Annotated in this window: 18 protein-coding genes; 1 reads left to right on the top strand and 17 read right to left on the bottom strand. The window is 42.3% G+C overall.

Going from position 1 to position 20,965, the window contains the following annotated elements; all coding sequences use genetic code 11:
* Nucleotides 1-516 precede the first annotated feature (516 nt).
* The 14 genes from A6733_RS09380 to A6733_RS05025 all read right to left on the bottom strand — a co-directional run bounded on the left by A6733_RS09380 (nucleotide 517) and on the right by A6733_RS05025 (nucleotide 15,276).
* Nucleotides 517-666 (bottom strand): hypothetical protein, encoded by a 150-nt coding sequence (locus A6733_RS09380; RefSeq protein WP_176696131.1) that lies wholly within the window; start codon nucleotides 664-666, stop codon nucleotides 517-519.
* A 64-nt stretch (nucleotides 667-730) separates the two neighbouring features.
* Nucleotides 731-877: a hypothetical protein gene (locus A6733_RS08885; RefSeq protein WP_175330561.1), complete on the bottom strand. Its 147-nt coding sequence runs from the start codon at nucleotides 875-877 to the stop codon at nucleotides 731-733.
* A gap of 155 nt (nucleotides 878-1,032) precedes the next feature.
* Nucleotides 1,033-1,182 (bottom strand): hypothetical protein, encoded by a 150-nt coding sequence (locus tag A6733_RS09375; protein WP_176696132.1) that lies wholly within the window; start codon nucleotides 1,180-1,182, stop codon nucleotides 1,033-1,035.
* Between the two features lie 383 nt (nucleotides 1,183-1,565).
* Complete coding sequence (locus A6733_RS08880; RefSeq protein ID WP_092415170.1) at nucleotides 1,566-4,235, bottom strand: hypothetical protein; 2,670 nt, start codon at nucleotides 4,233-4,235, stop codon at nucleotides 1,566-1,568.
* A gap of 605 nt (nucleotides 4,236-4,840) precedes the next feature.
* Entirely contained in the window at nucleotides 4,841-5,038 is a 198-nt protein-coding gene (locus tag A6733_RS05055; RefSeq protein WP_092403607.1) for a hypothetical protein, read from the bottom strand.
* A gap of 630 nt (nucleotides 5,039-5,668) precedes the next feature.
* Entirely contained in the window at nucleotides 5,669-5,839 is a 171-nt protein-coding gene (locus tag A6733_RS08875) for a hypothetical protein (RefSeq protein WP_176696774.1), read from the bottom strand.
* A gap of 153 nt (nucleotides 5,840-5,992) precedes the next feature.
* Complete coding sequence (locus A6733_RS08870; protein ID WP_176695560.1) at nucleotides 5,993-6,151, bottom strand: hypothetical protein; 159 nt, start codon at nucleotides 6,149-6,151, stop codon at nucleotides 5,993-5,995.
* Between the two features lie 862 nt (nucleotides 6,152-7,013).
* Nucleotides 7,014-9,962, bottom strand: coding sequence for a hypothetical protein (locus A6733_RS08315; protein WP_176696773.1), 2,949 nt, complete (start codon nucleotides 9,960-9,962; stop codon nucleotides 7,014-7,016).
* A 588-nt stretch (nucleotides 9,963-10,550) separates the two neighbouring features.
* The gene (locus tag A6733_RS05040) at nucleotides 10,551-12,614 is read right to left on the bottom strand and encodes a hypothetical protein (RefSeq protein WP_092415059.1); all 2,064 of its coding nucleotides are present in this window, start codon (nucleotides 12,612-12,614) and stop codon (nucleotides 10,551-10,553) included.
* 775 nt (nucleotides 12,615-13,389) lie between these two features.
* Nucleotides 13,390-13,524, bottom strand: a complete 135-nt coding sequence (locus A6733_RS09650; RefSeq protein ID WP_278183873.1) for a hypothetical protein — start codon at nucleotides 13,522-13,524, stop codon at nucleotides 13,390-13,392.
* Between the two features lie 324 nt (nucleotides 13,525-13,848).
* Nucleotides 13,849-14,052 carry a hypothetical protein gene (locus tag A6733_RS05035; RefSeq protein ID WP_092411622.1) on the bottom strand — a complete coding sequence of 68 codons (204 nt, stop codon included), beginning with the start codon at nucleotides 14,050-14,052 and terminating at the stop codon, nucleotides 13,849-13,851.
* A 431-nt stretch (nucleotides 14,053-14,483) separates the two neighbouring features.
* Nucleotides 14,484-14,633: a hypothetical protein gene (locus tag A6733_RS08865; RefSeq protein WP_176695566.1), complete on the bottom strand. Its 150-nt coding sequence runs from the start codon at nucleotides 14,631-14,633 to the stop codon at nucleotides 14,484-14,486.
* Nucleotides 14,634-14,734: 101 nt separating this feature from the next.
* On the bottom strand, nucleotides 14,735-15,013 hold the full coding sequence (locus A6733_RS08860) for a hypothetical protein (protein WP_092411623.1): 279 nt from the start codon (nucleotides 15,011-15,013) through the stop codon (nucleotides 14,735-14,737).
* Nucleotides 15,014-15,069: 56 nt separating this feature from the next.
* Nucleotides 15,070-15,276, bottom strand: a complete 207-nt coding sequence (locus A6733_RS05025) for a hypothetical protein (protein ID WP_092411624.1) — start codon at nucleotides 15,274-15,276, stop codon at nucleotides 15,070-15,072.
* Nucleotides 15,277-15,525: 249 nt separating this feature from the next.
* On the opposite strand from A6733_RS05025, the gene A6733_RS08855 reads away from it, so the two are divergent.
* Nucleotides 15,526-15,669, top strand: a complete 144-nt coding sequence (locus A6733_RS08855) for a hypothetical protein (protein WP_175330544.1) — start codon at nucleotides 15,526-15,528, stop codon at nucleotides 15,667-15,669.
* Between the two features lie 5 nt (nucleotides 15,670-15,674).
* Here A6733_RS08855 and A6733_RS09645 read toward each other — a convergent pair whose 3' ends face one another.
* The 3 genes from A6733_RS09645 to A6733_RS09370 form a co-directional block, all read right to left on the bottom strand.
* The gene (locus A6733_RS09645; protein ID WP_278183874.1) at nucleotides 15,675-15,797 is read right to left on the bottom strand and encodes a hypothetical protein; all 123 of its coding nucleotides are present in this window, start codon (nucleotides 15,795-15,797) and stop codon (nucleotides 15,675-15,677) included.
* A gap of 640 nt (nucleotides 15,798-16,437) precedes the next feature.
* Entirely contained in the window at nucleotides 16,438-20,616 is a 4,179-nt protein-coding gene (locus A6733_RS08850; protein WP_176696772.1) for a hypothetical protein, read from the bottom strand.
* Between the two features lie 161 nt (nucleotides 20,617-20,777).
* The coding region (locus A6733_RS09370; protein WP_242641596.1) for a hypothetical protein at nucleotides 20,778-20,965 on the bottom strand (188 nt) is incomplete at its 5' end.

The raw sequence follows: 20,965 nt of genomic DNA, 5'->3' as shown, positions 1-20,965 counted from the left end.
CATGCATCATTACTACATCAGAGACACAACCCGAGTGTACACACCAGGTACTTACCAAAACGGCTACAGAAAAACGCAGAGCACATCACATATAAGAATCGCCACACCGTTACCGCTATGTTCCGGAGGGTTCATGGAGTTGAAGCGAACGACCAAGCAAACAGAAAGCAACACACAAACTGAAATAAATTAAGTAAAAATAAATACATAAATCAACGTTCTGACGCGAGTTATTCACTACATCTCACTCATCACACACAAAGCTAATGGTACGCTTAACAACTAAACTCGGCTAAGAAAAATAGCCAAATGCACATACCAACTAATAGTCACATTTGTATCGTCAAACGCACCACAATCTGTGCTAAAATGCTGCCAATCTCTCCCCTATACCACCCTCCCTATAATCGATACTAGTAGAGTAGCTGCCATTGATGAAACACTGCAGTAAAATGACGAAGAAGACACGCTCAATACACTAATCCCACAGATACATTATTATTTCGCTAACCTCAGTCAAACCCAAACAAATCGACAAAACCAACGAATCAGCGAAGATATAAAATCAACAGCAGCAACACCCTCCAGCTCTAATAAATGTATTGGCGAAAAATAATTACCTAAACTGAGCATCTCCTTCATCACCAAATCTCCTCCTCTCTTCATCAAAGAGATACAAAGAAGAAAACTATACGACTATACAATTAACATTCTCAAGCTCAAGGTACACTTAATCAAAACCATGCACATCCACTTCAGCAGCAGCAAACAATTCACAATGTAAAATAGAAACCTCTCTTTCTCCAAAAGCAACACTTAAGAAAAAATATTTATTATCTAATCTGAGGTCTAAAAATTGAAACAGCCACTTCTTCAATAGTACGTAAAAACCATTTCTATTCTATGATCCCGCAATTCTAACAAATCCGGAGTATATACACAGAAAGATCAATACTCCATACATAGTTTGAAGAGAAGTAAGATTAACTCCTTCTAGAAGAACACTTGTGCCGAAAATGGAAGGAGAAATTCTTATCTCAGCAGAATGACAAACAGCAGTGGCATGAAATATGATATCATTGATGTAACCCTAGGAGCACTTCCATTGTCCTTCTTATTCATGCTGCCACCAACTACCCTTATCCACAGAGACAGCGGAGCCAATGAAGATAGTAACATCACGAATAAAGTAGCAACTGTAGCTACATACAACCCTCAATCAGATAAAACCTGAATCTACTTCAATCAGCCACCATCAACTAGACCAGCATCATCTTACTCTACAACCTACATGATCGGAACTAGCACCACCGACTCAAGTTACAGGATCCACGCCCAACTATTTTCTTACTTGTTATTGGCATTACTGATTTTTTATCATCGTTATTATCAATTTACAGCTAACACATACCACCTTCACACCAGAGACACAATATAAGACACAATACAACACCGCATCACAAAACTATTGCCATCGAGCAATACATCAAAAAATCACTCTCAACATAAAACAAACACAAGCCCCTCACTCAAATAACATATAGTGCAATACAAAAACTAATCATTTACCTTTTCTTCTTCCTTTTTCGTTTTCCTCTAACACTTACACGACTTGAAGAAGAAACTCCGCCTTCCGTAGGAATTGATTCGCTAGCAGGCGGCGGTGAAGGTGGCAGACCTTGATTCAGCAATGCTGCCAATCTCACTCCTATATCCTCATTCCCAGAATAAGTAAAAGTAGTAGTAGTTGCTGCCGATGAAACACTACCCATCCCTACAGATGCCGAAGATAAAGATCCAGCAGCTACACTACTAGTGGAAAACAGCGAAGAGGAAGACACAACTGAAGAAGAAGGCACAACCGAAGAGGAAGACTCACCAATACCTTCCCTAATCATAAATGATTTCTTGAGTCCCAAAGAATAATCAACACGCCCACTAACTCCACCTGCCACATCAGGTTCTACTACCCCAGCAGAAGTGGTAACAGAGGAAGAAATCACAGAACCACTACCAGCCAAAGAAACACCACCAGCTGGTTCGGCAACACAAGATACTCCCTGTGCTCTTCGTACTTTCGTAATTGAACCAGACCTTGAAATTGCCAATTCAGGAACACCAACCTTAGAATTAGCATTAACAAAATCTCTCCCACAAAGAACGGTAAATGGTGGCTCCTCTCCAGGTCCTGGAACAAAAAATAGCCTGGCAGATTCACCCCACTCTGCTAAAAAAATATCCCCTACAGCATCTACAATAGCACTGCTCAAAGATATCCAAAAAATTCTTAAGCTGTCTCCCGTTAGTGACAACAAGCTACGACCAGAAGTGTTACAGTCCCTGACACTAAAAAGAGAATCAATAAGACCGGGACGAAACTCGGAACAGTACTCGGAAAAGCACTTAGCCATAAAGGAAGTTTTATAAAGCATCATATTAGATGTAAGCCACGCAAATTGTTCAGAAGGAGCTAAAAGCTCAAGCAGAGCATCCAACACGGGAGCTCCTACCATAGATGGGTAAGTACGTCTAGCCAACGCACTAACCTCACGGATAAGAACATTAACTATCTCTCCAACCTCAACAGGCACTTCAAACCCAAACAAATCTATAAGATCACCACCGGCCACATAAATATCATCATGAGGTACTGCTTGTGCTCCTATTTCTCCAGCAACTGAAGTACATCCCGAGACTGCCGACGAAGGAACGCTAATCTTAGAGTAAGCACTAATAAAATCTCCTCCACAAAGAGCAGAGGATCCCTCTAAAGGGCCTAGTGGTAATGGAACAAAAAAGTTCCCAATGAGTCCATTCCACCTTGAAATAAAAAAATTCCCCACAGCTCTGAGAATGGCTTGGTCTAAGGATAACCAAAAATCTCTTAACATGCTTCCCATTAATGGCGACAAGCTACGACTAGAAGAATCCCATGCCCTTACAGCACAAAGAGGTTCAATAGATTTAAGAAGGAGCTTAGCATAGTACACAGCAACACATCTAGACACAAGACTGGTCTCATAAAGCATCACATTATCTACACACCAGGCAAGTCGTTCAGAAACTGAAAGCTTACACATAACATCTGACACTGGAACTCTCACTACATAGGGGTAAGTACGTCTAGCAAATGCACAAACCTCAGAAATGAGCGTGTCAACCATTTCAGCAAATTCAGGAAGTACTTTAAACCCAAACAAATCTACAAAATGGGTAGTAGAAGGGGAAGCGGGAGCAACAACAGCGGGAGCAACAACAGCGGGAGTAGCAGTAGCGGCGGGAGCACGAAAGCAAGAAGAGGTAGCGGGAACAACTGGAGCTCCCTCCAAAGTACGGGAAATACCTAAATTCCACTTAATTGCTAAGCACTCCTTAACCTCAGCAACTGTGTCAGAGGTAGCGGGAACAACTGGAACTCCCTCCAAAGTACGGGAAATCTCTGAATTCCACTTAATCGCTAAGCACTCTTTAATCCTAGCAACTGTACCAGCAAAAAATAATCTTCTAAACTTATCGGCTTCCTCATCACTAAATCTAACACTTTCTCCACTAATAAAATGAAAAGATGCAACAATTCTACTATAAATATTAGCAAAGTATACTCCAACAAAATTACTCATATGCGCTGCAACAGAAGCAACCGATTCATCACGCAAATTAGAGATATCTACTCCAGCAGCACCACGGAATAAACGAGATCCTCCAACCAGAGATCTAAAAATTGAAAAAGCCACTTTTTCAAAGGCACATAAAAGATCATTTTCCATCCCACGTAATGCTAACAAATCCGGAGTACAAACATGAAAACCGCAACACTCCACAGTTTGAGAAGAAGTAAGATCAACTAACTCTAGAGCACTTGCGCCACCAGTAGCAGTAGTAGCAATTCCTGTAGGAGCGGAAACAGAAGCGGCAGAAACTACAACACCAGCAGTACAACCCCTCCTAGGAGCAGGTCCCTTACCCTTATTACTACTTCTACCACCACTACTACCCTTACCTACAGAGGTAGTAGCACTAGTGGAGGTAGCAGCAGAAGTAGTAATAGCAGAAGTAGTAATAGCAGAGGAAGTAGTAGCGATAGTGGGAGCATTAGCAACGCTAGCCTCACCCAATACAACATCAGAAAAATCCCGAACCTGAATTTGCTGCAATCCACTACTGACAACTTGATCAGCAACATCATCACACCCAACATCAGAACTATCACCACCTACTCCAGCTACAGGATTCATACCAAACTCCTTTTTTATTTATTATTATTGTTAATCCGTTGTTATTTGTTATCAATTTTTCACCATAGTTGCCATCAACTTGTAGCTAGCACACACTGCTTTCTACAATCTGAGTACAGACAGTGGGTGCCTACTTACAACTGCAGAAACAACAAAATACAAAGCACGCAGAGAAGTTACCTTACACAGTTACCTCCAACGTCACGTAGAGCACAAGGCGCTGTGGCGAACAAGCAAGCGTGCTAGCAGGCAACACGTCAACTATAAAAAGTCAAGGAATACCAACACGCGAAAACTAGTTTATTCTGCCTTAAGTATCATCACAAACAAAATTACAAAGCTAATGGTATGCTGAACAACGAAACCTACCTATGAAAAATAGCCAAATACACACAACAACTAATGGTCATATATTGTCAAATAAACCACAATCTGCGATAAAACCAGATAAATCTACACAAAACCTATATCAACATAGACACACTAATAACATAAGTAGTAACAGAAAGAAGAAACACTAATTGTTAGCACCACTATCCACTCAGATAATTCATCTTCTAAAAATTACCAAGACAGCAGAAAAAGAAGTACTGACTATGGACAATTCAACTTCTTCTATAGCTAACAAAGGGCTCTGAAAAATCTAAGGTAGAAGAATCAGTGCCAACCATAGATGATTTATATATCAATTTAGAAGTAGAACCAATATCGGCCACAGAACCACCACTAGCTACTTCATCAACATGAGATACTGCTCGTACTATTAATTCTCTTATAATTAAACCGGGCCCTGAAACTGCCAACGCAGGAACACCAGTACTAGCATAAGCATTAACAAAATCTCCCCCGCAAAGAAGAGTAAATAATGATTACTTCCCAGAGATTGATGGAACAAGAAAAGAGCCTATTAAATTCCCACTTTGCTACAAAAATATCCTGCGTAGCTTTTATAAAAACTCTACCTAGAGATATCCAAAAACCTCACCTCTTACCATATTTACCGCTAATTACAATAAGCTTAAGCTACGACCAGAAGTACCCCATGCCCTAACACTAAAAGAGAGTCAATGAAATCAAATAGCACAAAACCAAGCATGATAAGCATCAAAGAACTTGTCCACGGCCAATTTTATAAAGCATCACAGCTATAGCCAAACATGCTATTCAGAACCTTAAAGCTTACTCATGGCATACAATACCGTATTCTCACAATAGACGATTAAGTACGTATAGCTGATGAACTAATCTCACAGATAAGAACATTAACTATTTCGCTAACCTAAGGAAGTATTTTAAAACCAAACAAATCTACAAAAACAGTAAACCCTGGATCAAGAGAAGGAGGATCAGAAAGAAATGAAGGTGTAGAAGCAAAAGCAACAGTAGCAATAGCACTTTGAATCCTACCATAACCAAAAACTCTGAATTAATCTCTAAATTCCATATAAAAGCACCAAACACTCTCTAACCATAGCGACTGTATTGGCAAAAAACAATTCCCTAGATTGAGCAACTTCCATGTGACTAAATCCCCTCCTCTCTTCACCAAAGAGATACAAAGAAGAAATAATTCTATGATGAACATTTCTCAAGATACACTTCATTAAAACCGTGCACACCCTCTTCAACAGCAACAAACAATTCGCAACGTAAAATAGAAATATCTCTTTCTCCAAAGGCAACACTTAAGAAAAAGGTGGTCTCCCATAAGAGATCTAAAAATTGAAACAGCCATTTCTTAAAGTGTACGTAAAAAATCATTTCCATACTATACTCAATAGTTTGAAAAGAATGAAATTAACTCCCTCTAGAAGAGCACTAGTACCAAAAAGTGAAGGAGCAAAAGCAATTATAATTCTTATAGTAATAGAATGAACAGAGCAGTGACAAATATCAGCAATATAGCGGGAACACATCCGTTACTCTTCTTATTCTTACTACAGCTATCATAAGCTTACACACAGAGATAGTAACGTCAGTGGAGATAGCAGCAGCGAAGAAAATAGCAACAAAGATAGAGTAGCAGAAGTAATACACGGTACACCTAATCACCATAAGGAAAAACCTGAACATGCCGTGAGCCGCCAATATCAACTTGACCGGCATCATTATTACCCCAGAACAAGAACCACCGATTCCAGGCGGAACCCACAAGCAACTCTTTTTTACTTATTATTATTGTTGATCTTTGTTATTGATTTTCTATCACCGTTATTATTAATTTATAGCTAATACACACCACCACCATATCAGAGGCACAACCTGATCATATACAACACTAGGTACTCACTCATAACCAAAGTAAAGCACAAAGCATACAGAAAGAAACACTACATTATCATCTCTATGCACCGGATGGTGCATGCTGGAGCAAACAACCAAGAACAAAATAAAGCAACACACCAAATGAAAGAAACTAAGCAGATCAAATATAAATCAACATACGAACACGAGTTTATTCTGTTTTACACATTAGACACAAAACTGATAGTATGCTGAGCAACAAGTATCACCTATAAAGAATAGTCAACAAGCATAACCAACAGTAGCATCCACATTTGTATTGTCAAACAAACCTCAATCCGTGCCAAACCAAATAAATCTAAACAAAACCCACACAACGCAGATATGCAACAATCCAAGACTAACCTATTGCAATACGACATCATATTCCAAAACTATTACTAATGAGCAATGTCTGAAAAATCACTCACGCAACCTAAAATGAACACAAACCCCTCTCACCCAACGTTATAGCGCAATACAAAAACTAGCCACTCAACTTTTCTTCTTCCTTTTTCTTTTACCTATACCACTTTCCCGATTTGAAGAAGAAGCTTTGCCTTCAGTAAGAGTTGATTCACTAGCAGGAGTCGGTGAAGGTGGAAGACCACGATTCATCAATGCCGCCAATCTCACTCCTACATCCTCCTCCCCAGAATAAGTATAAGCAGTAGCAGCAGCAGCGGTAGTAGTAGTTACTAATGATGAAGCACCAACCATAGCAGATACCGAGGATAAAGATCCAGCAGCTACACTACTACTGGAGGACACCGAAGAAGTCATACCAGAAAAAGAAGCACCACCGCCAGCACTATATCTACTCATAAATGATTTCTTAGGTACACTAATAGGACCCCTTCTAGTGATCGCAGGGGATTCTTTTACCTCAACAGAAGAAGCGCTTACAGAACCACCACTAGCTACAGTACTAACAGCTACAGAAATAACATCAACTACAGAGGCTGAACTACTATCAGCCATAGAGCTACTACCAGCTGCAGAGCTACCACTAGCTACTTCAGCGACATGAGGTACCGCTCTCCGTGCCACTCGTCCTCTCATTCCTGAAATTGCCAACGCAGGAAGACCAGCCCTGTCAAGAGCATTAATAAAATCTCTCCCACAAAGAGCAGTAGATGATGATTCCTCTTCAGGTTCTAGTGGAACAAAAAATCTACCAGTAAACTTACCCCACTCTGCTAAAAAAACAGCCTCTACAGATTCCGTAATAGCATCATTCAAAGATAACCAAAAATTTCTTAAACTGTTTCCCGTTAATGACAACAAGCTACAACCAGAATCGCCCCCCACTCTGACGCTAAAAAGAGATCTAATAAAATCGGGACAAAGCCCACTATGATAATTGGTAAAGCACTTAGCCATAAAGCCAGTTTTATAAAGCATCATATTAGCTGTAAGCCAAGCACATTGTTCAGAATCTGGAAGCCTACTCATGGCATCCAACACTTGATCTCTTACCACAGAAGAGTAGGTAAGTCTGGCCAACGCACTAATCTCACATATAAGAACATCAAATATTTCTCTAACCTCAGGAAGTACTTCAAACCCAAACAAATCTACACAATCACCACGTACTACTTGCACCTCCACTCTTCCAATAATTGAAGCAAATCTTGAACCTGACAACGAAGAAGCACCAGACCTAGTACTAGCACAAGCATCAACAAAATCTCCTCCACAAAGAGCAGATGATCCCTCTTCAGGGCCTAAAGGAAAAAAAAATGGAACAGAAAAGCGCATAGTAAGTGCAGCCCACTTTGCAACAAAAAAATCCCCTACAGCTTTGAGAACGGCTTGATCTAAGGATGCCCAAAAATCTCTTAACCTGTTTCCTACTAACGGCGACAAGCAACGACTAGAGGAATCCCACGCTCTAACACTGCAAATAGATACAATAAATTCAGGAATGAGCTTAGCACAATACGCAACATAGCATTTGGCTGCAAATTTGGTCTCATAAAGCTTCATACTCATTAAACACCAAGCACGTTTTTTTCCAGAACTTGAAAACCAACACAGAGTATCTGACACTGGAGTTCTCATCGTGTATGGGTAAGCACCTTTAGCCAATGCACACATCTCAGATACGAGCTTATTAACCAACTCGCTAACCTCAGGAAGTACTCTAAAACCAAACAAATCTACAAATCCTGGATCAATATGAGAAGAAGCGGGAAGCAATAAAGATGCAGAAGGACCAGCAGTAGTAACAGTGGCAGTGGCAGTGGTAGCACGAGCGCGAGCGGTAGAGGGAACTCGAATGCGAGCAGTAGAGGGAGCAGTAGCAATAGCTGGAGCAGTAGCAACAGTAGCGGTAGTGACAACGAGAGCGCTAGAATCAATAGGGTCAGCAGCACAACCTCGAATGTCAGCAAGAACAAGATCGAGACCAAGATCAGGACCGGTAGCAGGAGTAGCGGCAGCGGCAGCAACACGAACAGCAGGATCGGTAGCAGGAGCAGCGGCAGCAACACGAACAACAGCAGCACGAGCACGGGCGCTAGCGTTAACATTAGCGCGAGCACGGGCACTAAAATTAGCGCGGGAGCGACTGGTAGCAGGAGCAGCGGAAGCACCTAGAGCTCTATCCAAAGCCCGGGAAACCTCTGAATTCCACGTAAGCGCCAAGCATTCTCTAACCTTGGCAAGCATAGCAGTAAAAAACAATCCTCTAAATCGACAGACTTCCTCACTACTAAATTTTGTAACCGCTCCACCAAGTATATGAGAAGAAGAAGCAACTTTACTACAAACATCCTCAAAGTACTCCTCAGAAAAATCTCTCACATCTACTTCAACATCAGAAAACAATTCACCACGTAACCTAGAAATACCTTCTACTACAGAAGCACCACGTGAGAAAGAGAACTTCCCAAGCCGAGATCTAAAAATTGAGGTAGCCACTTCTCCAACGATAAATAAAAAACCATCTTCACTCTTACGTAATTTTAACCAATCCTGAGCACAAAAATGGAAACCGCAACATTCCATAGTTTGAGAAGAAGTAGGATCAGCTGATGTTCGAGAAGAAGTGGGATAAACTAATTCTGGACTTGCACCAACAGGAGTAGTATGAACAGCAGCAGCAGAAACCGTAGAACCAACAGCATAACGCTTGGAAACAGGTCCCTTGCCCTTATCACTTCTACCACCACTACTACCCTTACCTACAGAGGTAGTAGCACCAGTGGAGGTAATGGAACCAGTGGATGTGGCAACAACAGTAGTAACAGGAGCATAAGTAGTAACGACAGAAGAAATAGTAGCAGTAGTGGAGATAGTAGCAACGGCAGCTACACCCAATCCACCACCAGGAAAAACCTGAACCTGCTGCAAACCACCACCGTCAAATTGATCAGCATCACCATCACCACTACCATCAGTACCATAACTAGCACCAACGCCTCCAGTTACAGGATTCACATCAAACTCCTTTTTTATTCATTGCTGATCGCTGCTATTGATTTTTTATCGACATTACTATTGAAAAGAAAAACACAAAACATACATAAAAGAAGAAACAATACACTACCACCCATATGCCCCGCAGGGTGCATACTGGAGCAAACAACCAAGAATGAAGAATAACAGAAAGCAACACACACCAAATGAAAGAAATTAAGCAGATCAAATATAAATCAACACACGAACACGAGCTTATTATGTTTCAAGCATTACATACAAAACCGATATTATGCTGAGAAATAGAACTTACCTATGAAAAATAACCAGATCAAATATACACACCAACACCAACTAACAATCATATCTACATTCATATCGCAAAATTAAGCCACAATCTGCGCTAAAACAAATAAATCTACACAAAACCCATATCAATGCAGACACACAACAATCTAGTACTGATCTAATCTATTACAATACACCACCACATTACAAAATCATCGTTAACGAGCAATATATAAAAGATCCAAAAATTGCCCAGAACACAAAACGAACACAAGCCACTTATTCAACCAACATATAGTGCAATACAAACACTAATATCACCTAACTTTTCTTCTTCCTTTTCCCTCTACCACTTCTCCTACTTGAAGAAGAAGCCTCACCCTCCGTAGGAGCTGATTCACTAATAGCAGGCGGGGGTGAAGGTGGCAAATCTCGATTCAGCAATGCTGCCAATCTCTTTCCTATATCACCCTCCCCAGAATAAGTATAAGCAGTAGTAGAAGTGGTAGCAGTAGCAGTAGTTACTACTGATGAAACACCAACCATGCCCACAGACAACTGAGATAAAGATCCAGCATCTGCACTACTACCGGAAGACATACCCGAAGAAGAAGTACCAACAGCGCTATTATATCTACTCATAAGTAACTTCTTAGGTCCAGTAGGACCGCTAAGAGAACCACTTCCAGGAACTATAGGAAATTCTTTTACCTCAACAGAAGCGGTAACAACAGAAGGAGCGCTTACGTAACCACCACTAGCTACAGTAACGCCAGCCATAGAACTACTATCATCCACCTCAGAAACATTATACACCACCCGCCTTGCTTCCCTTACTCTCATATTTGGATCAGCAAAATCAGGAATACCAACCCTAGCAAGAGCACTAATAAAATCTCTCCCACGAAGAACAGTGCACGGCGATTCCCCCCCAGGTCCTAATGGAACAAAAAATCGCCTGGTAAGCGCAGACCACTCTGTTGCAAAAATATCAACCACAATTTCTGCAACTATCTCACCCAAAGACATCCAAAAAACTCTTAAACTATCTCCTGTTAATGACAAAAAGCCACGACCATAAACATCCCCCGGTACGACACTAAAAAGAGAGCAAATAAAACCAGGACAAAGCCCATCACAATACTCGGCAAAGCACCTAGCCATAAAGGCAGTTTTATAAAACATCATATTAGCTATAAGCCAGGCACGTTGCTCACAATCCGAAAGCCCAATCAGGGCATGCAATACTTCAGATCTTACAGTATGCGAGTAGGTACTTCTAGCCAGCGCACTAATCTCACAGATAAGAACACTAACCATTTCCCTAACTTCAGAAGGTACTTCAAACCCAAACAAATCTGCAAAATCACCACCGTGAGGTGCAACCTGCTCTCTCATCCCCGTAATTGAAGCAAATCTCGAAACTGACAACGAAGAAGTACCAGCCTTAGCACAAAAACCAACAAAATCTCTCCCACAAAGAATGGACGATCCCTCCCCAGTATCTAAAGGAGCAAAAAAGGGAACACGAAGGCGACCAGTAGAGTAACGCCACTTTGCCATAAAACAATCCACTATAGCTCTGAGAATGTCCTTATCTAAAGATACCCAAAAATCCACTAACCTGCTTCCCATTAATGGCACAAAGCTACGACTAGAAGAATCCCATACTCTGATACTGCAAAGACGGTTAATAACATCAGGAAGGATCTTAAAACAATAATTAGCAAGGCATTTGGTCACAAATTTGGCCTCATAAAACTTCATACTAACTAAACACCAAGCAAATCGTTCAGAATTTGAAAGCATACTAATGGCATCTGAAACTTGAGCTCTTACCGTATACTGGTAAATAGCTTTAGCCGCTGCACGAATGTCAAATATGATCTTGTCAACCATTTCACTAATCTCAGAAAGTACTACAAATCCAAACAAATCCACAAAAACAGCAGGTCCTAACTCAAGAGAAGAAGGATCAGGAAGTGATGAAGATGTAGAGGAACCAGCAGTAGCAACAACGGTAGTAGTAGAAACGGTGCTAGCAGGAGCGGGAACAATAGTGGGAGCAGGAACAGCAGCGAGAACAGAACAACGCTTGGAAGCAGGTCCCTTGCCCTTCTCACTCCTACCACCACTACTACCCTTACCTACAGAGGTAGTAGCACCAATGGAAGTAGCAGCAACAGTAGTAACAGCAGCATAAGTAGTAACATCAGAGGTAGTAGTAGAAGTAGTAGAGACGGCAGCAACGAGGGTAGCTACATCCAATCCATCATAAGGCGAAGCCTGAACCTGCTGCAAGCCACCACTGCCAGCTTGATCAGCATCACCACCACCACTCTCAGGGCCAGAACTAGCACCACCGACTCCAGTTATAGTATTCACAACACCCACCCCTTTTTTATTACTGTTGATTATCGTTATTGAATTTTCGCCGTTACTATTAATCTGTAGCAGCACACATAAAGACTACACAAGAGGAACAACCTGAGCGTACACACTAGGCACATAACATCAACTACACAAAATACATGCGCGCATAAAAATCATCCCAAACAACCGCCTACATGCCCCGGAAGATGCAAAACTTTGGAGTAGATAACCAAGCACACTAGAAAGCAACACACCAACTGAAAGAAAACAAGAAGACCAAACATAACCCACGAACATCGATACACACTAGCTTATTATGTCTTACGCATCACACGCGAAACCGCGAGTCTAATACTATTCTGAGCAACAAAACTCAACTATGAAAAATATCCAAATACACATACCAACTAATATTCATATAGTCAAATAAATCACAATCTGTGCTAAAAACTAGACAAATCCGCACAAAACCTACATCAACCCAGGCACACTAATAACAATCCACAAGACTAATCTATTGCAACGCAACACTACATTACAAAATCACTGTTAAAGAGCAATATCTCAAAAATCACTCGCACAATATAAAAATTAATCATTTAACTTTTCTTCTTCCTTTTTCCTTTGCCTATACCGCTTCCCCCAACTTGAAGAAGAAGCTTCGGCTTCCGTAGGAGTTGATTCACCAGCAGGTGGCTATGAAGGTGGCAGACCTCGATTCATCAATACTGCCAATCTCACTCCATATCCTCATCACCGGAATAAGTATAGGTAGTAGCAGTTACTGCTACCGATAAAACACTATTCTTACCACTACAGGTACCAAAGATGAGGATCCGACAGCCACACTACCAGTAGTGTAGGACACAGAAGAAGAAGGAATAACCAAAGAGGAAGACCAATTAATACTTTCCCTCGTCATAAATGATTTCTTGAGTACCAAAGAATATCAGCACGAATATTACTTGCAGCTGCCATAGTAGGCTCTTATATCCCAAAAGAAGTAGTAGTAGTAACAGAAGGAGCATTTGCAGAACTATCACTAGCTACTTTATTAGGAACATGAGGTACTACACTCCTTGCTCTTCTTAATCTCACTGTTGAACCGGCCCATAAAATTGCCAACGCAGGAACAGCAACAATAGCACGAGCATTAACAAAATCTCTCCCACAAAGAACAGCAGATGGTGATTCTTATATAGGTCATGATGGAACAAAAAATCTCCTGGTAAGTTCGAGCACTCTTTTAAAAAATACCATCTACAGTCCCTAAAATATAACTACTCAAAAATATCCAAAAACTTCTTAAACTTTCTCCCGTCAATGGCAAAAGGCTATAACCAGAAGCATTACACGCACTAACACTAAAAAGAGAACCAATAAAACCAGGACAAAACCGGGCACAATACTCGGCAGAGCAACTAGCTAGAAAGCCAGTTTTATAAAGCATCGTATTAGCTATAAGCCAAGAACATCATTCAGAAGTTGAAAGCACACTCATGGCACCCAACACTTGAACTCTTACAACAGACGAGTAAATACGTCTAGCTTCATGGATGAGAACACTAACCACTTGGCTAACCTCGGAAGTACTTCAAACCCAAACAAAAATACAGAATCACCAGTATGAGGTGCTGCCCACACTCTCATTCCTTAAGTAATTGAACCAAATCTTGGAACTGATGACGAAGAAGTACCAGCACTAGCAAGTACCAACAAAATCCCCTCCACAAAGAGTAGATGATCTCTATTCAGGGTCTAATTGAACAAAAAATGGAACAAGAAAGTACTTAGTAAGTGTGCGCCAACCCACTTTTCCATAAAAAACTCACCACAGCTCTGAGAATGGCTTCATCTAAATGTAACCAAAAATATCTTGGTCTATCCAGTTAATGGCAAAAAGCTACGACTAGAAGAATCCCGTGCCATAGCACTGCAAAGGAAAACCATAAACTCAGGAAGGAGTCTAATACAACACAGAGCAAAGCACCTGGCCACAAATTTGGTCTCATAAAGATTAATATTAGCCATACACCAAGCACGTCGTTCAGAATTTGAAATCCTACTTAGGATATTTGACGCTGGAACTCTTGCTCATTATAACCCCAGATATGAGCTTATTAACCACTTCACTAAAATATGAGCTTATTAACCACTTCACTAAACTCAGGATGTACCTCAAACCCAAACAAATCTACAAAACATGGTGACACAAGAGAAGAAAGATCAGGAAGCAATGAAGACGTAGAAGAACCAGCAATAGAAACATTAGTAGTAACAGCGCGGACGTGAATGATAGTATTGGAATCGGTGGTGGGAGCAGCAGAAACAGCGAAAGTGGTGGTGGTGGCACAAGCGGTAGCAGTAGCGGCAGCCCAAGCACGACTGGAAGCACCTAGGGCTCTATTCAAAGCCCTGGAAACCTCTAAACTCCATACAAGCGCTAAGTATTCCCTGATCTTAGCAACTACAGCGGCAAGAAACGATACCCTAAACCGACCGGCTTCCTCAGTAATAAATTTCTTAATCTCTCCACCAACGAGATGATAAGAAGAAGCAACTCTACTATTAACTTTCGCAAAGTACTACCTAAAAAATCACTCATACCTACTTCAGTATCAGAAAACAATCCACCACGCAACCGAGAAATATCTGCTATTACAAATAGTACCACTTAATAAAGATGATTCTTTAATCCAAGATCTAAAGAATTTAGCAGCTTTTTCTTCAACGGCACATAAAAAATTATCTTCCATTCTACGTAATTCTAACCAATCCGAAGTAAAAACATGGGAACCTCAATAATCTGTAAGTTATAGAAGAAGTTAGACCAGCTAATTCTGGATTTGCGCCAGAGTGAGCAAAATTAACAGAAGTGGCGTAAGTACAGAACCAGCAGCATAAAGCTCGGAAGCAGATCCTTTTGTCACTCCTACCGCCACTACTACACTTACCTACAGAGGTAATATCACCAGTGGAGGTAGTAGCAGAAGCAGCAAGCGCAGCAGAAATAGCAACAGCAGAGAGGAGTAGTAGTAATAGTAGAGACAGAAGAAACGGTGGGTAGCTACATCAATCCACCACCAGTAGAATCTTGAACCTGCCGCAAGTCACGACTGGGGCAGCTTGAACAACATCATCACTACTGCCTCTAGGATCAGAACTAGCACCACCAAATACAGTTATAGGATTCACAATCAAATTCTTTTTTCATTTATTATCGTTGATGGTTGTTACTGATTTTTTATCACTGCCATCGTTATTATTAATTTACATCCTAATACACACCTCGCTTACATCAGAGGCACAACCCAAGCACATACTCCAGGTACTTACACTCCTACAACAAAACACAGAGCACGTAGAAAAAACACCCTGCACCACCACCTGCATGACCCAGAAGATGCAAGACTTTGGAGTAAACAGAAAAGCACAATGTAAAGCAACACACCAAATGAAAGAAATTAAGCAGATAAAATATAAATCAACACACGAGTTTATTCTATCTCACGCATCACACACAAAACTACGGACCCATATTATGCCGAACAACAAAACTCACCTACGGAAAATAGCCAAATGCATATACCAACTAATATCGATACATATAGCAAAATAAATCACAACCAGTGCTAAAAACCAGACAAATCTGCACAAAACCCATACCAACGCAGCTACACTAATAACAATCCCAGACCAACCTATCGCAATGTAACACCACATTACAAAATCATCATTAACAAGCAACACCTAGATCACTCACACCACTCTCAACATAAAACTAACACAAGCCTCCTACTCAACCAACATATAGTGCAATACAAACGCTAATCACTTAATTTCTCCTCTTCCTTTTCCTCCTAGCTCTAACACTTCCTCGACTTGAAGAAGAAGCTTCACCTCCCGTAGGAGCTGATTCGCTAACAGGTGGTGGTGAAGGTGGTAAACCTCGATTCAGCAATGCTGCCAATCTATCCCCTATATCACCCCCTCCAGAGGCAGTACCAGTAGTAGTAGCTAATGTTGAACCGATACTCGTCGCAATAGATACAGAAGATAAAGGTCCAGAAGATACAATGCTACCGGAGGACGTAGAAGAAGAGGACATGCCGGAAGAAGAAGTCACACCAGAACGATACATACTCATAAATAATTTCTTAGGTGCAACGGGTCCACCAGAAGAACCTATTCTGGGTACTGTAGAAAATTCTTCCACCTCAAAAACAGAAATAGTAACTGGAGAAGCACTAGTTGTTGACACTACTGTCATCCCAGATGATTCACCTTCTAAAACTCCCAGATCAGCGACAGCAGCACCAACAATAGGCAATCCAACCTCCGACACTTCAACTTCTTCTTCTCTAGCCAACACTAACATCTCTGAAGAAGAAGGAGGAGGAGGAGTACTTACAGATACAACACCAGCCACAGAACTACCACTAGTTACTTCAGTAACATGAGATACTGCACTTCTCCTCGCTGTTCTTCGTACTCTCATCCCTGAAGCTGCCAAGCCGGGAACACCAGCCTTATCACGAGCACTAATAAAATCTCCCACACAAAGAACAGCAGACGATGATTCCTCTCCATGACCTAATAGAACAGAAAATTGATTAGTTAGTACATTCCACCCCTCTGCAAAAATATCTTGTAAAACTCCCATAATAGTCCTACTCAGAGATATCCAAAAACCTCTTAAACTATCTCCCGTTAATGACAACAATCTGCGACCAGAAGCATCCCCAGGTATGACCCTAAAAAGGGAGCAAATAAATTCAGAACAAAGTCCACCACAATAATCGAGAAAGAATCTGTGCATAAAGCTAGTTTTATAGAGCATCATATTAGTTATAAGCCAAGCACATTGTTCAGAAGATGAAAGTCCTCTCATGTTACTAGACACTGGAACTGCTACCACAGACGAGTAAATACGCCTAGCCAACGCACTAACCTCACGGATAAGAACATTAACCATTTCTTCAACCCTAGGAGATACTTCAAATCCAAACAAATCTACAAAATTACCACCATCTAAAGAACCACCATCATGAGATGCTACTCGCACTCTCATTACTTCAGAAGCTGAATCAAATCTTGAAACTGATGACGAAGAAGTACCAGCCCCAGCACAAGCATTAACAAAATCTCCTCCACAAAGAGCAGATGATCCCTCTTCAGGGCCTGACATAACAGAAAGGCGATCAATAAGTCCGCACCACCTTGACATAAAAAAACTAGTTATAGCTTTGAAAACAGCTTTGTCCAAAGATGCCCAAAAATCTGCTAACCTGTTTCCCATTAATAGCACCAAGCTACGACTAGAAAAATCCCACGTTCTGACACTACAAAGAGTGTTAAAGAAGGTAGGAAGTAATTCAGTAGAATACGCAGCAAAGCACCTGACCACAAATTTGATCTCATAAAGCTTCCCATTAGTTAAACACCAAGCACTTCGTTCAGAACTTGAAAGATTACGAAGAATATTTGACACTGTTTTCATTATAAGATAGGGAATAATATCTTTAGCCAATGCACAAACTCCAGATATGAGCTGGTTAACCACTTCACTAAACTTAAGAGGTACTACAAACCCAAACAAATCCACAAAACCTGGTGGCATAAGAGAAGGATCAGGAAGCAATGAAGATGTAGAAGAACCATCAACAGCGGTAGTACAAGATCTATTGGAGATGAAATCGGAACCTGGGTCTGGACTAGGAACGCGGCTATCAGCAGCACGAGCTTGAGCAACAACACTACTGGAGGCAAAAGCACGAGCTTGGGCAACAACAATATCGGCAGCGGCGGCAGCAGCGCGAGCAGCGGCAGCACGAGTAGCAAGAGCGCGAGAGTAGCTCTCCGCAGAGCTGGCACGGGCACGGGCACGGTAGGCACAGGTACGAACGGCACCAGGATCGTTATCTGGGGTAGAAGAGTCAGCACGAGCAACATCAAGAGCACGAGCAGCATCATCAGCAGCAGAGTTGGCGCGAGCAGCAACAGCAGCAGCAGAGTTAGCTCGGGCATCAGCAACATCAGCAGCAGCGTGGCAATCACGAGCGGTGGTAATAACACTATCGAGAATAATATTGAAATCGGCACCTCCTGGACCAGGAACTAGACTATCCGCACCTCGATCTTGAGCAGCAATGAGATTAGCAGCGAAAGAACGAGCCTGATCAACAACAAAATCGGCATCGGCAGCGGCAGCGCGAGCAGCGGCAGCGCGAACAGCAGCATCGCAAGCATGTCTATCCTTAATGCGAGCACTGACACGAGCACGGGCACGGGTTAGATCAGGATCAGTATCGGGGATGGAGTCAGCATAATTATGGGCACGAACAGCATCAGCAGCAGTAGAGCTGGCGCGAACAGCAGCAGCAGCAGCAGCAGCGTGGCAAGTACGAGCGGTTTCAATAACGAAATTGAGAACGATATCAAAATCTAAATCGGCGGTGCGAGTGCAGACAGCAGTAGTTACAGAAGAAGTGGGACCAGATAATTCTGGATTTGCGCTAGAGTGAGTAGAACTAACAGAAGTGGCAGAAACAACAGAAACAGCGGCACAACGCTTGGGAGCAGATCCCTTGCCCTTGTCACTCCTACCGCCACCGCTACCCTTACCCACAGAGGTAGTAGCAACAGTGGAAGTAGTAGCAAAAGCAGTAAACACAGTAGAAGTAGTAACAACCGAGGAAATGGCAGCAATAGTGGAGACAGCAGTAACGGTAGTAGCTACATCCAATACACTACCAGGTAAAATATGAACCTGCTGTAAGACACCACTGTCAGCTTGATCAGCACCATCTTCACTAGGACTAGCACCACCTACATAGGGACCTGGACTAGAAGAAACGCTACTATCCGCAGCGAAATCTTGAGCAACAACACGACAGGCAGCAAAAGCACGAGCTTGGGCAACAACAATATCGGCAGCGGCAACGGCAGCGCGAGCATCGGCAGCATGAGTGGCAAGAGTACGAGAGTAGATATCCGCAGCGCGGGCGCGGGAACGGGCACGGCGGGTACAGGTACGAGCAGCACCAAGATCGGTATCTGGGATAGAAGAGTCAGCACGAGCAGCAGCAACAGCAACAGCAACATCACGAGCACTAGCAGCATCATCAGCAGCAGAGTTGGCAAGAGCAGCAGCAGCAGCAGCAGAGTTGGCGCGAGCATCAGCAGCATCAGCAGCAGCGTGGCAATCACGAGCGGTGGCAACAACACTATTGAGAATAATATCGAAATCGGCACCTCCTGGAACAAGAGCTAGACTATCCGCAGCTCGATCTTGAGCAACAATAAGATCAGCAGCGAAAACACGAGCCTGATCAGCAACAAAATCGGCAGCGGCAGCAGCAGCGCGAGCAGCGGCAGCGTGAACAGCAGCATCGCAAGCATGTCTATCCATAGCGCGAGCACGGGCACGGGCACGGGCACGGGCACGGACACGGGTTAGATCAGGATCAGTATCGGGGATGGAATCAGCATAACTATGAGCACAAACAGCATCAGCAGCAGCAGAGCTGGCGCGAGCATCAGCAGCATCAGCAGCAGCGCGGCGAGTACGGGCAGTTTCAATAAGGCTATCGAGAATAACATCAAAATTTAAATCGGCAGTGGTAGTGCAAGCAGCAGTAGTTACAGAAGAAGTGGGAACAGATAATTCTGGATTTGCGCTAGCGGGAACAGGATGAACAGAAGTGGTAGTAGGTACAGAGCCAGCAGCATGACGCTTGGGAGCAGGTCCCTTGCCCTTGTCACTCCTACCGCCACTACCACCCTTACCCACAGAGGTAGTAGCAACAGTGGAAGTAGTGGCAGAAGCAGTAAGAGCAGTAGAAGTAGTAACAACAGAGGAAGTAGCAACAATAATAGAGGCAGCGGTAACAGTGGTAGCTACATCCAATTCACCACCAGGTAAAATATGAACCTGCTGTAAGACACCACTGTCAGCTTGATCAGCACCATCATCACTAGAACTAGCACCACCTACTCCAGTTACAGGATTCACAATCAAATTCCTTTTTTCATTTATTATTGTTGATTTTTTATCACTGTCATCGTTACTATTATATATCCTAACACGCTCCACACTTACATCAGAGACACAACCCAGACACGTACTCTGGACACTCAACTACGGCAAAATACATAGCGCATGGAAGAAACACCTCACACTACACAAATACCCACACGGCCAGAAAAGCGCAAGACTCTGGAGTAAACATCGAAAAACACCGTAAAACTGCATACCAAGTGAAAGAAATTAAGCAGATCATATAGGTCAAACATACGAACATCGACGTGCACGAGCTTATTCCTTATTAAGCATCGACTCACCGCACACAAAACTAAGCAAT

The sequence above is a fragment of the Candidatus Ichthyocystis sparus genome, from assembly GCF_900078745.1.
GTDB classification, from domain to species: domain Bacteria; phylum Pseudomonadota; class Gammaproteobacteria; order Burkholderiales; family 2013Ark19i; genus Ichthyocystis; species Ichthyocystis sparus.
Note: the sequence above shows the minus strand (reverse complement) of the source record. Positions and strands in the feature narration are given on the sequence as shown.